Source organism: Bradyrhizobium sp. SZCCHNRI3043 (genome assembly GCF_032377735.1).
Taxonomy (GTDB): domain Bacteria; phylum Pseudomonadota; class Alphaproteobacteria; order Rhizobiales; family Xanthobacteraceae; genus Bradyrhizobium.
Genome location: NZ_JAUHID010000002.1, coordinates 408139 through 422154, shown reverse-complemented (window position 1 = coordinate 422154; position 14016 = coordinate 408139). Strand labels below are relative to the sequence as shown.

Annotated in this window: 12 protein-coding genes and 1 pseudogene; 8 read left to right on the top strand and 5 right to left on the bottom strand. The window is 65.6% G+C overall.

Going from position 1 to position 14016, the window contains the following annotated elements:
- The first annotated feature begins 5 nt into the window (after window positions 1–5).
- Window positions 6–890, top strand: a complete 885-nt coding sequence (locus QX124_RS07740) for a metallophosphoesterase (RefSeq protein ID WP_315796830.1) — start codon at window positions 6–8, stop codon at window positions 888–890.
- 15 nt (window positions 891–905) lie between these two features.
- Here QX124_RS07740 and QX124_RS07735 read toward each other — a convergent pair whose 3' ends face one another.
- Complete coding sequence (locus QX124_RS07735) at window positions 906–1454, bottom strand: hypothetical protein (RefSeq protein WP_315738370.1); 549 nt, start codon at window positions 1452–1454, stop codon at window positions 906–908.
- Window positions 1455–1690: 236 nt separating this feature from the next.
- Window positions 1691–1897, bottom strand: coding sequence for a hypothetical protein (locus QX124_RS07730; RefSeq protein WP_315717315.1), 207 nt, complete (start codon window positions 1895–1897; stop codon window positions 1691–1693).
- Window positions 1898–2092: 195 nt separating this feature from the next.
- Here QX124_RS07730 and QX124_RS07725 point away from each other — a divergent pair, with 195 nt between their 5' ends.
- A complete protein-coding gene (locus tag QX124_RS07725; protein WP_315796829.1) occupies window positions 2093–3538 on the top strand; it encodes a short-chain fatty acyl-CoA regulator family protein in 1446 nt (481 codons plus the stop codon).
- Between the two features lie 281 nt (window positions 3539–3819).
- Here the strand turns inward: QX124_RS07725 and QX124_RS07720 are convergent, their stop codons facing one another.
- The gene (locus QX124_RS07720; protein ID WP_315796828.1) at window positions 3820–4506 is read right to left on the bottom strand and encodes an L-2-amino-thiazoline-4-carboxylic acid hydrolase; all 687 of its coding nucleotides are present in this window, start codon (window positions 4504–4506) and stop codon (window positions 3820–3822) included.
- Window positions 4507–4659: 153 nt separating this feature from the next.
- Here QX124_RS07720 and QX124_RS07715 point away from each other — a divergent pair, with 153 nt between their 5' ends.
- The 3 genes and pseudogenes from QX124_RS07715 (at window position 4660) to mdoH (ending at window position 9091) form a co-directional block, all read left to right on the top strand.
- Window positions 4660–5286 (top strand): LysR family transcriptional regulator, encoded by a 627-nt coding sequence (locus QX124_RS07715; RefSeq protein ID WP_315796827.1) that lies wholly within the window; start codon window positions 4660–4662, stop codon window positions 5284–5286.
- A 190-nt stretch (window positions 5287–5476) separates the two neighbouring features.
- Window positions 5477–6974: pseudogene (locus QX124_RS07710) on the top strand (glucan biosynthesis protein G).
- Window positions 6962–9091 carry a glucans biosynthesis glucosyltransferase MdoH gene (gene mdoH, locus QX124_RS07705; protein ID WP_315796826.1) on the top strand — a complete coding sequence of 710 codons (2130 nt, stop codon included), beginning with the start codon at window positions 6962–6964 and terminating at the stop codon, window positions 9089–9091. The pseudogene QX124_RS07710 and the gene mdoH overlap by 13 nt, the downstream one beginning before the upstream one ends.
- 18 nt (window positions 9092–9109) lie before the next feature.
- On the opposite strand, the gene QX124_RS07700 is transcribed toward mdoH, so the two are convergent.
- Window positions 9110–10408, bottom strand: coding sequence for a TadE/TadG family type IV pilus assembly protein (locus QX124_RS07700; protein WP_315796825.1), 1299 nt, complete (start codon window positions 10406–10408; stop codon window positions 9110–9112).
- Window positions 10409–10754: 346 nt separating this feature from the next.
- Between QX124_RS07700 and QX124_RS07695 the strand changes: the two genes are divergently transcribed.
- The 3 genes from QX124_RS07695 (at window position 10755) to QX124_RS07685 (ending at window position 12982) form a co-directional block, all read left to right on the top strand.
- Window positions 10755–11150, top strand: coding sequence for a hypothetical protein (locus QX124_RS07695; protein WP_315796824.1), 396 nt, complete (start codon window positions 10755–10757; stop codon window positions 11148–11150).
- A 103-nt stretch (window positions 11151–11253) separates the two neighbouring features.
- Window positions 11254–12429, top strand: coding sequence for a zinc-dependent alcohol dehydrogenase (locus QX124_RS07690; RefSeq protein WP_315796823.1), 1176 nt, complete (start codon window positions 11254–11256; stop codon window positions 12427–12429).
- 13 nt (window positions 12430–12442) lie between these two features.
- Window positions 12443–12982 carry a hypothetical protein gene (locus QX124_RS07685; protein WP_315796822.1) on the top strand — a complete coding sequence of 180 codons (540 nt, stop codon included), beginning with the start codon at window positions 12443–12445 and terminating at the stop codon, window positions 12980–12982.
- 26 nt (window positions 12983–13008) lie between these two features.
- Here the strand turns inward: QX124_RS07685 and QX124_RS07680 are convergent, their stop codons facing one another.
- Window positions 13009–13719: a hypothetical protein gene (locus QX124_RS07680; RefSeq protein ID WP_315796821.1), complete on the bottom strand. Its 711-nt coding sequence runs from the start codon at window positions 13717–13719 to the stop codon at window positions 13009–13011.
- Window positions 13720–14016 lie beyond the last annotated feature (297 nt).

Sequence of the window (14016 nt, the reverse complement as noted above, 5' to 3'; positions counted from 1 at the left end):
GCATAATGGTTGCCTTCACGCTCGCTCATCTGTCCGACCCGCATCTCGCGCCACAGCACAAGCCGCGCCTGTCGGAGCTCGCCGGCAAGCGCGCGCTCGGCTATCTCAACTGGACGCGCAATCGCTACAAATACCATCGCAGCGACATCCTCGATCTGCTCATCTCCGACCTGCACACGCAGATGCCGGACCAGATCGCCGTCACCGGCGATCTGGTCAATTTCGCCCTGGAATCGGAATTCCCGCTCGCCCAGGCCTGGCTCAGGACGGTGGGTCCGCCGGACAGGGTCACCGCGATCCCGGGCAATCACGACGCCTATGTGCGCTCGACCCGGCTGCGCTTCGCCGAGAGCTTTGCCGACTATTTCGGTGGCGATGCCGCGGGACCGGCAACGTTCCCGTCGCTGCGCCGGCGCGGGCCGCTGGCGCTGATCAGCCTGTCCTCGGCCGTGCCCTCGGCGCCGTTCATGGCGACGGGACGGATCGGCAGCGCGCAACTCGCCGCGCTTGAGCTGCTGCTCGAATCGCTTGCGCACGAGCAGCTGTTCCGCGTGCTGCTGGTGCATCATCCGCTGCGCTCGGCCCACCGGATGAAGCGGCTGACCGACGCCAAGAAGCTGATCGCGCTGCTCGCGCGCCATGGCGTCGAGCTGATCCTGCACGGCCATGACCACGTGCATTCGACCATCTGGATCGACGGCCCGGAGCGCAAGATCCCGGTCGTCGGCGTGCCCTCGGCCTCCTCGATCGCGCATGGCCACTATCCAGCCGCGGCCTACAACATGTTTGCCATCAGCAGCGACGGCAATCACTGGCGCTGCGACATGACCGTGCGCGCGGTCAACGAGGCGCTGCGCGTGCGCGAAATCCGCGAGGTCCGCCTGCTTTGAGTCGCGGCCAAGTCCTCAGATCTGCTGCAGGCTTGCATAGAACGCGACCCCGAACAGCGACAGCGCGCCAAGCACGAAGCCGAGCACGAACGGCCAGAACCCGCCGCGCCGCCGCGGCGCCTCGCTGGTCTCCTTCGCCTGAGCCCGGGCGACGCTGAAGGCACGCTCGCGCTCGACCATGCGGCGGGCGACGTAGTCGGTGACGGCTTTCACGATCGCACCGATGTCGTGCGACTCGACGAGCACGATGCGGCCGTTGCGGGTGTCCTGCACGAAGCGATACTGCCGCTTGTCACGCCCCATCACGACATGGGCGACGACGTCGATCCACAGCCGCGGCGTCTCGCCCTGGCTGATGCCACGGTCGAACAGATCGAGCTGGCTCGGGATCTCCGCGAACAGGGGGTCGAGCGCGTCGTTGAGGATCTCCAGCCGAGCCACCTCGGCGTCGCGCAGGTCGACCACCACGCCCGTTCGGTCCGCGGCCTCGATCCGGGCCTGGCGCAGCGCTTCGCGCAGGCGCACGGGGCGGGAGTCTGTGCTGCTATCGGCGGCCTCGGACATCGCTCACGCTTTCACGGTTCGGCCCTGGTTTCGCCAGGTTCCCACCGTGTAAACCTAGCAGTAACCCAGTATTCTGCAATCCCCTTTCATCTTCAATGGGTTATAAGCACGCCGTCGTAACCACGAAAAGGACGTGGGCGGCCCCCGCCGATGTGATCCGGCTGAGACCGCCCCGTCCTTGGGCTCTTCCTTGAGCTTATTGAAATACCCGGCAATGCATTCCTTGCGCGGCCGCGTCAGGCGGCCGGAGCGCGCTGCGGTTCCTCGACGATCGAGAACCGCACGCCAGCCTTGTGGCGGTTCTCCTCGGACACCTCGCGCCAGCAATCCTCGGCTTCCTTGCGCGACTTGAACGGACCCTTCACCTGGGCCGAGCCTTCCACCAGCTTGTGGAAATTCATCGAGCCGAACTCGCCGCCGATCACCCAGAAATTGCTGCTCATGAGACTCTCCTTCAACCGTCACAACTTTGACAGTGCATTGCGAATTGCGTGACAGGAGATAAACGCGAGTCCGGCTGTTTCGTATAGAGCCCTTGTTTTCGAATGGTGATGTCATGTAACATCATCACTTGTCATAAATGTCATTTTGTAAATTTTGTCACAAAGGCGGGCCGGCCGGCCCGAAGGGGGATCGCGATGCCCGGCGAATCCGGAAAAAAGCTGTTCGTCGGCCCGCGCTTCCGGCGCATCCGCCAGCAATTGGGGCTGTCGCAGACCCAGCTCGCCGAGGGCCTCGGCATCTCGCCGAGCTATGTCAACCTGATCGAGCGCAACCAGCGCCCGGTCAGCGCCCAGATCCTGCTGCGGCTGGCCGAAACCTACGACCTCGACCTGCGCGACCTCGCCAGCGCCGACGAGGACCGCTTCTTCGCCGAGCTCAACGAGATCTTCTCCGATCCGCTGTTCCGCCAGATCGAGCTGCCCAAGCAGGAGCTGCGCGATCTCGCCGAGCTCTGCCCCGGCGTCACCCACGCGCTGCAGCGGCTGTACGCGGCCTACACCGAGGCGCGTCGAGGCGAGACCCTGGTGGCGGCGCAGATGGCCGACCGCAACGAGGGCGCCCGTTTCGAGGCCAACCCGATCGAGCGCGTGCGGGACCTGATCGAAGCCAACCGCAACTATTTCGCCGAGCTCGAGCAGCAGGCCGAGAGCCTGCGCGACGCGCTCGACGTGTCGGCCGAGGGGCTCTATGCGGCGCTCGCGGCGCGGCTGCGCGAAAAACATTCGGTGCAGACCCGCGTCATGCCGGTCGACGTGATGCGCGAGACCCTGCGCCGCTACGATCGCCACCGCCGCCAGTTGCTGATCTCCGAACTGGTCGACGGGCCCGGACGCACCTTCCAGCTCGCGGTGCAGCTCGGCATGGCCGAATGCCTGCCGCAGTTCGAGCTCATCATCGGCCGCGCCGGCGCGCTCGACGACACCTCGCGGCGGCTGTACCGCATGACGCTGGCGAGCTACTTCGCCGCCGCCGTCATGATGCCCTATGCGCCGTTCCTCACTGCTGCGGAGGCGCTGAGCTACGACATCAACGTGCTGGCGCAGCGCTTCAATACCGGCTTCGAACAGGTCTGCCACCGACTCACCACCCTGTCGCGCCCGAACGCCCGCGGCATCCCGTTCTTCATGCTGCGCGTCGACAATGCCGGCAACGTCTCCAAGCGCTTCTCGTCGGGCACCTTCCCGTTCTCCAAGTTCGGCGGCACCTGCCCGCTGTGGAACGTGCATTCGACCTTCGACACGCCCGACCGCCTCCTGAAGCAGATCATCGAGCTGCCGGACGGTTCGCGCTATTTCTCGATCGCCCAGATGGTGCGCCGCCCGGTGGCGCCGCATCCGCTGCCGCAGCCACGCTTCGCGATCGGCCTCGGCTGCGAGATCAGGCATGCGTCGCGCTTGGTCTATGCCGCCGGCATCGATCTGGAGAAGACCGAGGGCACGCCGATCGGGGTCAACTGCCGGCTGTGCGAGCGGGAGAACTGCGCCCAGCGCGCCGAGCCGCCGATCACGCGCACGCTGATCTTGGACGAGACCACGCGGCGCGTCAGCTCGTTCGCGTTCAGCAATGCGAGGGAGCTTTGAGACCACGGCTCTCTCCTCCGTCATTCCGGGGCGCGCGAAGCGCAAACCAGGAATCCATCCAACGACACCGCCTGCGGCCCTGATTCCGGGCTCGCGCTTCGCGCGCCCCGGACTGACACCGCGTTTTTAGCCCCATCTATCCACGTCATTGGGCACGGCGCGCAGAGAGCAGCGCCAGATGCAGACAGCGCCGCATGCGCGCCTTTGCCCACCCTACGAACTGCAATCGCTAAGAGAGCTTTCGTTTGGAAGAACCTCGCGTTGCCAAAGAATGAACCGACCTAATCCGAGGCCAGCCGCGAGAAGCGGAAGTTGCAGTGGCTTGCCCCACCGGCCAGCGTCTGCGTCCGCTCGAGCCGGACGCCGCGCGTCGCATAGGCGTCGACGTCCAGCCCGCAGATGTTCGGCAGGATGTCCTTGTCACCATGACGAGCGGCGAATTTGCAGAAGCCGCAAGCCTTGTAGTCGATGCCGAATTCGAAGGTGTCACTCGGGCCGGGCTCGACGACATCGTAGACGAAGTCGTCAGGAAATTCGCGCCGATGGCTTTCCGATGTACTCAACGCCGCCTGTTGACGCAAGAAGCTCCGGTTCTCGGGCGACATGAATCGGCGGCCCGCTTCGAGACGCTGCGCTTCAGGCTCCGTGAGCAGCTGCGCCTTGTGGACCTCTCGTTCGATGTCGCCGATCACGTCGGATGGCAAGCCGTGTCGCCGGAGCACACGGCTCATGGCCATGAAGCCGATGAGCTGCATGAAGAACGCGGTCATGCGGCTTGCGGCGCCTCCGACATATGGAAGCTGGTTGAGCACGACGTCGAACTCCTTCATGACGTCGGCCCTGATTGCATCGATGTCAGACAGCTCAGCCCGCTGGCTCAGGAAGGGACCGGCAAGGTCGAGGCGCTGGCGCATGGCGTCCTGCATGGCACCGATGTGCGTCTGGTAGAAGAGATGGATATCGGACATCGAACCTCCTTCGTTGCCGGACCTGTCCGGCCAGCACGTTGAGCAAGCAACCCTACCCGCGACCATCCGCGCGCCTCAAAGCAGAGTTTCTGCGGCTCAGCGAAAGAAAATCTATTGCAGGCCTACGGACCTGCCGTGCCAGAGTGCCTGACGATGACCTACAGCCTCCCTCCCCTGAACGCGCTCCGAGCCTTCGAAGCTGCGGCGCGACATCTCAGCTTCAAGCTGGCTGCGCATGAGCTGCATGTGACGCCCGCCGCTATCGGGCAGCACGTGAAGGCCCTCGAACTGCGCCTCGGGGTGCGTCTGTTCGAGCGGCTGCACAAGCAACTCGTCCTGACGGCGGAGGGAAAGTCCTATCTGGTCGGGATCTCCGACGGCTTTCGCCGCATCGCAGATGCGACCTTGCAGCTCAAACCCCGATGCGCGGTGCTGCTGCAACTGGGCGTCCACGACGGCTTCGATTTGCGTCGCCTCGCGCTGGAGCATTTCCGCGGCACACATCCCGACATCGGATTGCGGGTCGTGCAGCCGGCCGGCTTGCATGAGTTGGTCGAAGGGAAGGTCGACGTGTTGATCGGCCGTGGCCTTAGCAACCATCCCGGCTATCGCTGCGACAGGATCGAAGGGAGCAGCGGCTTGGGAGACTGGCTCATCGCACCTGAAGGGACGGCGGAGTGTCCGGAAGTGACGGGCTTGCGCGTATGGTTGCGTTCCAGATCGGCTGACGCCTTGCCGATCGACCGTCGACCAGGTCGGATCGGACTCGTCCGACGTTGAAGCCTCCCCCCTCGCCTTTGCCAATATAGAGCCGTGCGAGCAACGACCGGTCAGCGGCGTCATGATCGTCGTTCATGTGCCGTTCGGACACGACGATCGATTGTTCGGGCTGAAAGGTCGCGCTTCCCGATGGAACCCGACGCCTTCAGAAATGTTGCTCCGCAGTTCCATGCAGCAAAGCGAGAATAAGTTGAATCGTCGTCAGTTCATTCAATCTGCGGCTGCGATCCCGGTCGCCGCATCGCTGGCGCGGAGTGCGTCGGCAGCGGCGCAGCCGTTCAGTGCAGCCACTGTCCGCGACCTCGCGCGCAATCTCGCGGCTAAGCCATTCGCCGCGCCGGACGACAAGCTGCCGGACGCGCTGGCCAAGCTCGACTACGACGCCTATCGCTCGATCCGCTTCCTGCCGGACCATGCGCTGTGGCGCGGCGATAACCTGCCGTTCCAGGCGCAGTTCTTCCACCGCGGCTCCATCTACAAGGACCGGGTCGACATCTACGAGATTGCCGACGGGCAGGCCAAGCCCGTGGCCTATCGTCCCGAGGACTTTGCATTCGGTCGGCAGGTCGCGGCGTTCCCGGCCGCCGATCTCGGCTTTTGCCGGCTTCCGCATCCACGCGCCGATGAACCGGCCGGACTACTACGACGAGGTCTGTGTGTTTCTTGGCGCGAGCTATTTTCGCGCGGTCGCCAAGGGCGAGATCTACGGGCTCTCCGCGCGGGGGCTGTCCATCGACACCGGCGAGGCCAAGGGCGAGGAATTTCCGGTGTTCAAGGCGTTCTGGCTGGAGAAGCCGACGGGCGGCGCCACCGCGATGGTGGTGCACGCACTGCTCGACAGCAAGAGCGCCACCGGCTCCTACCGGTTCACCATCCGTCCCGGCGAGACGACCGTGTTCGACGTCGAGGCCTCGCTGTATCCGCGCGTCGAGATCGCTCACGCCGGGCTCGCGCCGATGACCAGCATGTTCTTCTTCGGACCCAACGACCGCAACGACGTCGACGACTTCCGCCCCGCCGTGCACGATTCCGACGGGCTGGCGATGTTCAACGGCAAGGGCGAGCAGTTGTGGCGCCCCCTGAGCAATCCGCGAGACCTGTAGGTCAGCGTGTTCAACGATCTCAACCCGCGCGGCTTCGGCTTGATGCAGCGGGAGCGAAAATACGCCGCCTACCAGGATCTGGAATCGCATTTCGAACGGCGGCCGAGCCTGTGGATCGAGCCGATCGGTGACTGGGGTGAAGGCGCGGTGGTGCTGTTCGAGATTCCGACCAAGCAGGAGATCCACGACAACATCGCCGCATTCTGGCGACCGAAGGCGCCGCTCGCCGCCAAGGGCGAGCACAACATGACCTACCGCCTGCATTGGGGCCAGGATGCGCCGAAGCCGCATGCGCTCGCGCGCGTCACTCGCACCGGCGTCGGCGTTCACGGCGAAGGACGGCTGTTCGTGCTCGAGCTCGAGGGAGACGCCTTGAAGGAACTCGATCCGGGCCAGGTCAAAGGCGTGGTCAGCGCCGACAAAGCGGAGGTGACCAACATCGTCACGCAGCCCAACCCCGAGACGGGCGGATGGCGGCTGAGCTTCCAATGTGCCGTGAATGGCGCACCGGTCGAGCTGCGCGCCGAGCTCACCGCCAATGACAAGCTCGTCTCCGAGAGCTGGATCTATCGATGGACGCCGTAACCTCAAGGCAGATGCGCGCGCCTCATCGCGCGGCGATCAACGGCTTCCTTCCCGCAGAAGCGCCGCTCGCGATGGAGCCGTCGCCGCTGCATCAGGCTCCGGCGGCGCAACAGGCGATCACGAGCGGGCCACGCATCGCGTTGCGGCGCGCGCTGATCTTCGCCGGCACGGCCGCATTGACGTTGGCCGGCTGCTACAAGATGTACGAAGTGGTCGAGGTCGGCGGGGTGACCGTGCTGGAAGGCATGGTGCTGGTGCTGTTCTCGATCCTGCTTGCGTGGATCGCCTTCGCCTTCGTGTGCGCGCTGGCCGGCTTCTGCCTGATGTTCGCACGCCGTCGCGATACGATCGCGATCGACATCGACGGCCCTCTGCCCGATCTCGCAAGCCGCACGGCGATGCTGCTGCCGACCTACAACGAGGATCCGCATGCGGTGATGGTGCGGCTGCGGGCCATGATCGAGTCCGTCGCCGAGACCGGTCAGGCCGAGCGCTTCGACTGGTTTCTGCTGAGCGACACCACCGATCCGGACATCTGGATCGGCGAGGAAGCCGCGTTTCTGGCGCTGCGCGAGGCCTGCGGCACCGATCGCGTGTTCTACCGGCACCGCGCCGACAATGTCGCCCGCAAGGCGGGCAACATCGCCGAATGGGTGCGGCGCTTCGGCGCGGCTTATGATCACATGATCATCCTCGACGCCGACAGCCTGATGAGCGGCCCGACCGTGGTGCGGCTGGCGCATGCGATGGAGCACGCCCCGGAAGCGGCGCTGATCCAGACCCTGCCCGTGATCGTCAACGGCACCAGCCTGTTCGCGCGATTGCAGCAGTTCGCCGGCCGGCTCTACGGGCCGGTCATCGCGGCCGGCAATGCCTGGTGGTACGGCGCCGAAGGCAACTATTGGGGCCACAACGCCATCATTCGCGTCGCGGCGTTCGCGCAGGACGCGGCCCTACCGGAGTTGCGCGGCCGCAAGCCGTTCGGCGGGCATATTCTCAGCCACGACTTCATAGAAGCCGCGCTGATGCGCCGCGCCGGCTGGGGCATCTACATGACGGTCGACCTCGACGGCAGCTTCGAGGAAGTCCCGCCATCGCTGATCGACCATGCCGCGCGCGACCGGCGCTGGTGCCAGGGCAATCTGCAGCATCTGGCGGTGCTGCCGGCGCGCGGCCTGCATTGGGTATCGCGGCTGCACCTGTTGATCGGCATTGGCGCCTACATCACCGCGCCGCTGTGGTTCGCCTTCCTCGTGCTCGGCATCCTGATTTCGCTGCAGGCCAATTTCGTCCGGCCGGAATACTTCCCGAAGGGCTTTGCGCTGTTTCCGAGCTGGCCGGCGCAGGATCCGGTGCTTGCGGCCCAAGTCTTTGCGGCGACGCTCGGGCTGCTGATGGTGCCGAAGCTGCTCGCCTGCTTCGCGACCTTGTTCACGCCGGCGCGGCGCCGCGGCTTCGGCGGCGGGCCGCGCCTCTGCGCCGCCGTGCTGGCGGAGACCGTGCTGGCTGCGCTGATCGCGCCCTCGATGATGATCTTCCAGTCGGTCGCGGTGATCGAGATCCTGCTGGGACGCGACGCCGGCTGGCAGGTACAGCGCCGCAGCGACGGCGGCGTGAGCCGGCAGGAGATCTATCGAAAGTTCGCGCTGCCCACCCTGTGCGGCCTCGCAATGGCTGCCAGCGCCTATGCGGTGTCGCTGCCTCTGCTGGCCTGGATGTCGCCGGTCATTGCCGGCCTCGTGCTGTCGATTCCGATCGGACTTCTGACGGGCGGCCGCAGCACCGGCACCGCCCTGTTCGTGACGCCCGAGGACCGGACGCCGCCGCGCGTGCTGATCCGGGCGCGGGAGCTTGCCGACGAACCCGAGCCCGGCCGCGAGGCCGCGCTGGTCGCGCTGCAGCGGAATGCCGAGCTGCGGCGACAGCATGTCGATGCCCTGCCCGCGCCACAGCGGCGCGAGCCGGGCGACATCGACGTCGACCTCGCCACCGCCAAAGCGCGGATCGCGGGGGCCGGCTCGTTCACGCAGGCGATCCGCTTCCTGTCGCGCCGTGAGATCCTGGCCGTCCTCAGGGATGGCGCGACGCTGGAGCAGCTCGTCGCACCTCCCGCATGAGCGCCTGGACGACCTGCCCTATTTGGTCAGATGCGCCGATGCGATCGCCTGCTGGAACAGCGCGGTAAGCGCTGCGCCGATGCTGCCGCTCGAATCGACCTCGTAGTAGTAGCCCGGGCTGGCGCACGATTTCATGATGCCGCTGATCGAATCCCGCCATGGCGCGATATAGGTCGTGTACCAGCTGTTGTTGGTGATCGCGAGATAGGTGGTGTAGAGCACGGCGATCTTGATGCCACGAGCCTTCAACGCATCGCAGGTCGTCGTGTTCAGCGGTTCCTGGCAGCGGCCGCCCGAGAGAACTGTCTTGCTGCAGGTGGTCGGATAGGAATAGTCGGCGACGCCGTCGGAGACGAAGAACAGCCATTTCTGCGGCTTGGTCGACGAGCCGTCGCCCTGGGTCGGGATGACGCCGTTCATCGCGGACATCGCACCGTCGAAATCGCTGCACATGTCGTTGTTGTAGCCGCTGTAGGGGATCGTCATCAGGTCGAGCGAACCGACCGACGACTTCACCGAGGACATGCTCGAGGACAGGCTGGCGATGGTCGTGAGGCCGAGCGAGCCGCAGTCGCTGCCCAGGCTGTAGACCGCCATGCGGTACTGGTTGCTGACGACCTGGCTGGCGGTCGCCGTGTCCGTGAGCGACTGCGTCGCGCTCCGGACGACGTCGATGCGCATCGTCACGCCCTTCTTCTTGGCGATGGAATAATAGCTGTTGGTCTGCAGCGTCTTCTTCGAGCTCGACGTATAGGTGTCGTGGCAGGCGAAGGCGCACTTGTCGGACGTCGCATTCTGCAGCGTCGTCATGTCGGCCGTGGTTGCGCCGAGGCCCTGCGACGGCGAGTTGTCGAGCAGGACGTAAAAGTCCATGTAGGTCGGGAACGAGGCCGAAGCAGACGACGAGGCCGAGACCGTCATGGTCGGGTAGCCGAACATGTGCATGAAGGCCGTCTTGACCACCACGGTGGCGCTGCCGGTCACGGTCCGCGCGGTGATGCTATCGCTGATATCGATGTTCAGCGAGTCCGCCGCCAGATTGTGCGCCGCCATCTGGCCGTTGAACATGTTGGTCGCCGCCGTCTTGGCGTCCGACGCGGCGCCGCGCATGGCGGTGTAGCCGGTCGCAGCCAGCATCGCGGCGTCGATCGAAGCCGACAGCTTCGCCTTGGCGCGCACGGCCATCGAATAGTCGATCGCCGAGCCGACGAAGGCGAGGATCGGGAGCAAAGCAAGCGCGAAGATGATCGCGATGTTGCCGCTCTGGTCGCGACGGAAACGCGACAATAGCCTGAGGTATCTATTTCCGGCCAGCACGGCCACACTCCAACGAACACGGTGATGTTGCCGGGAATGTTGCGGATCAAGCGTTGCATTGGAATTGATGGAATTGCCGAGAATTGGTTACGTTGCGTTTCCGATTGTCGTAAGCGGCCTTCCGGCGGTGTCGATGCACCACTCAGAGTGACATGACTGCCATGCGGACAGTGTTTTTGGCGGGCCCGGCATCGAATGCCGGACGGATTTCATCGGCCCGCCGCCCCTGATCGGCGCGGCACCCCTCCTCTGGTACCCCGATTGCAAAGCGGCTGCGCCGATTGCATAGTCCGCGCGGTTTGCAGCGCCGGGGCGCGCTGATTCTCTGGGGGAGTTGGGGACGACGATGGCGGATGCCGATCTTGATGCCGTGATCCGGCAACTGGCCAAGCAGCAGAACAAGGCCATTCTGGCGGCGGCGAAGAAGCGCAAGGACCGCTTCAACGGCATGGCCGTCAAGGCGAAGGACAAGGACGCCAAGGAGCGCTTCAAGCTGCTCGCTCGCGAGGCGGTCGAGCAGGCCAATGCCGCCGCCCGACGGCTCCTGATCTCCGCCGACAACGTCGCCGACAGCTACGCCCGCGCGATGCGCCAGGCCGCCGCCGCGGAGCTGCCCAGGAAGGCGGAGTCCAAGCCTCCGGAGAAAAAGGCCGACGCCGCGGCAGCCAAGCCGCAAGCTGGCAAGGCGGCCAGGAAGGCTCCTGCGAGGGCCACGGCGAAGAAGGCCGCCAAGAAGGCCTGAGCCGGGCTCCGGACGCCCCGCCACTTCCGAAAATTCCGCCCTCGATAGCAACCATCGCCGCGCCCTTCGACTTGCCTCCGCAACATTCTGCCCGGAGGACTGTATGAAGGCGCTGGTTTGGCATGGCAAAGAGGACATTCGCTGCGACACGGTGAGCGATCCCGAGATCGAGCATGACAGGGATGCCATCATCAAGGTGACGAGCTGCGCGATCTGCGGCTCCGACCTGCATCTGTTCCACAACTACATCCCGGCGATGATGCCCGGCGACATCATGGGCCACGAGACCATGGGCGAGGTCGTCGAGGTCGGTTCCGGCGTCAACGGCAAGCTCAAGAAGGGCGACCGCATCGTCGTGCCCTTCACCATCATCTGCGGCGAATGCGAGCAGTGCCGACGCGGCAATTTCTCGGTCTGTGAGACCACCAACCGCAACAAGCATCTTGCCGAGAAGGTGTTCGGACACACCACCGCAGGCCTGTTCGGCTACACGCATCTCACCGGCGGCTATCCGGGCGGCCAGGCCGAGTATCTGCGCGTGCCGTTCGCCGACGCCACGCATATCAAGGTTCCGGACAGCATGACGGACGAGCAGGCGCTGTTTCTCAGCGACATTTTCCCCACCGGATGGCAGGCGGCCGCGCAATGCGACATCGAGCCGGACGATACGGTCGCTGTGTGGGGTTGCGGCCCGGTGGGACAGATGGCGATCCGCAGCGCCATCCTGCTCGGCGCCTCCAAGGTGATTGCGATCGACCGCATTCCGGAGCGGCTGGCGATGGCCGAGGCCGGCGGCGCCATCCCCATCAATTTCGACAAGGAGAGCGTGGTCGGACGGCTGAACGAGCTGACCGACAACAAGGGCCCGGAGAAGTGCATCGATTGCGTCGGCTTCGAGAGCCATGTCACCCTCGCACAGCCCGATAGCGTGATCGATCGCGCCAAGCAGATGTTCATGCTCGAGAACGACCGGCCGCACGTGCTGCGCGAGATCATCTATGTCTGCCGTCCCGGCGGCATCGTCTCGATCCCCGGAGTCTATAGCGGACTGTCCGACATGGTGCCGATGGGCGCGCTGATGAACAAGGGCCTGACGATCCGCACCGGCCAGACCCACGTCAACCGCTGGACCGACGACCTCGTGCAGCGCATCGAGGATGGCCAGATCGACCCATCCTTCGTCATCACCCACACCGTTCCGCTCGCACAGGGGCCCGAGATGTATCGCGCCTTTCGCGACAAGCAGGACAGCTGCGTCAAGGTCGTGCTGAAGCCATAAGGGATCGCATCGCATGTTTCATGTCTCGAATCTCGTGAGGTCGAAGGGCGACCCCAAGATCATCTCGACCGGCCCGAGCTCGCTGACGCCGGCCGATCGACTGGCCCGCGGGCTCGGCTGGTTCAGCATTGCGCTCGGCACGCTGGAGCTGCTGGCGCCGCACCGCGTCACCCATGCGCTCGGCATGGAGGGTCGCGAGGGACTGGTGCGCGCCTGTGGCGTGCGCGAGCTGTTCGCCGGCGTGCTCACGCTGTCGGTGGAGAAGCGGGCCGGCCTGCTGAGCCGCGTCGCCGGCGATGGGCTCGACATGATGACGCTGGCCGGTGAGCTCAGGCCGAGCAATCCGCGCGTGGGCAGCGTGCTGGCGGCGCTGGTCATGGTCGGAGGCATCACCGCGCTGGACTACATGTGCGCCCAGGACGTCAAGAGCCAGCACGATCCGCGACGCGGCCGCAAGCGCCTCTACAGCGACCGCAGCGGCTTTCCCAGGGGCATCGCCGCCGCAAAAGGCGCGGCGTTGCCGCGGCCGGCGCGCAGCACCGCTGCGACCTAGCCGGCCTGTGACAAAGCGTCCTGAAGCTACGGCTTCAGGACGACAGAGAACCGGCGAAAGCCCGCGATCTTCGGAAACGCCTCCGCGGCCTCCGGCGAGACCAGGGCCACCACGGCTGCGCTCACCTCGCCATTGTTCAGCCGGGTGATCGCGGTGGCCTGTCCTTCCAGCAGCAGCACCTCCGTCGCACCGGCCGCATTCATGGCCGCGGTGATCTTCGCGTTGGACTTGGCATAGCGCTCGTCGATCGCGATCACCTTGCCGCTGAGATCGGCGACTCCGTGCACGGTGGGACGCGTCAGCAGCACCGCGACGAGATGACTGTCGGCGGGCCCCTCGGGGACACGCAGCGCGGTCATCCGCTCGGCCAACTCGGCCGCCACCGTCACCGCAGCCACCATGACGTCGCTCTGGACCTTGGCCGGATTCGGCGTGTCCGTCGTGGCGGAGGGGGTCTTGATCACCGGCGCGGACGTACCGTCAGCCGGCGCGATCGGATCGGGCCGCGGCGTGCGCGCCGGCGCCGCGAGCGGCTTTTCGATCGGTTTATCAATCGCCTTTTCAATCGGCTTTTCAATCGTCTTGGCGGTGACGATTTGCGGCTTGACCCGGCGCTTTGCAGCGTGGGCGTGCTTGCGCTGCAGGGCCGCGCGGCGCGCGACCGCGGCTGCAGGCTTACGGATCGTCTTGGCAGGCTCCAATGATTGCGGCGGCTGGTCGGCGACGGGACCGTCCACGCAGGGCCTTCCGCTCAGATCGACGCAAGGCGAGGCCACCTGCGGCGTCACCTGGTGGCTGCAGCCGGCCAGGGCCAAGGTTGAAACGACGGCCAACGCGCCGAGACAAAGCGCTCTCACTTTTCCGCTCCTGACGACTCTCCTGCGCACGGGACGCGCCTCTGCTTTGGCCTGCTATTTCAAGGGCCATCCGTTAAACTCAGGCTTAAGCGCCGGTCCCGGCACGCGGACTCAGTGAGGCGTGGTTAATGTCGCGCGCACAAGGCGGCGGCATTGGCCGGCCTCGACCGCGAGAAC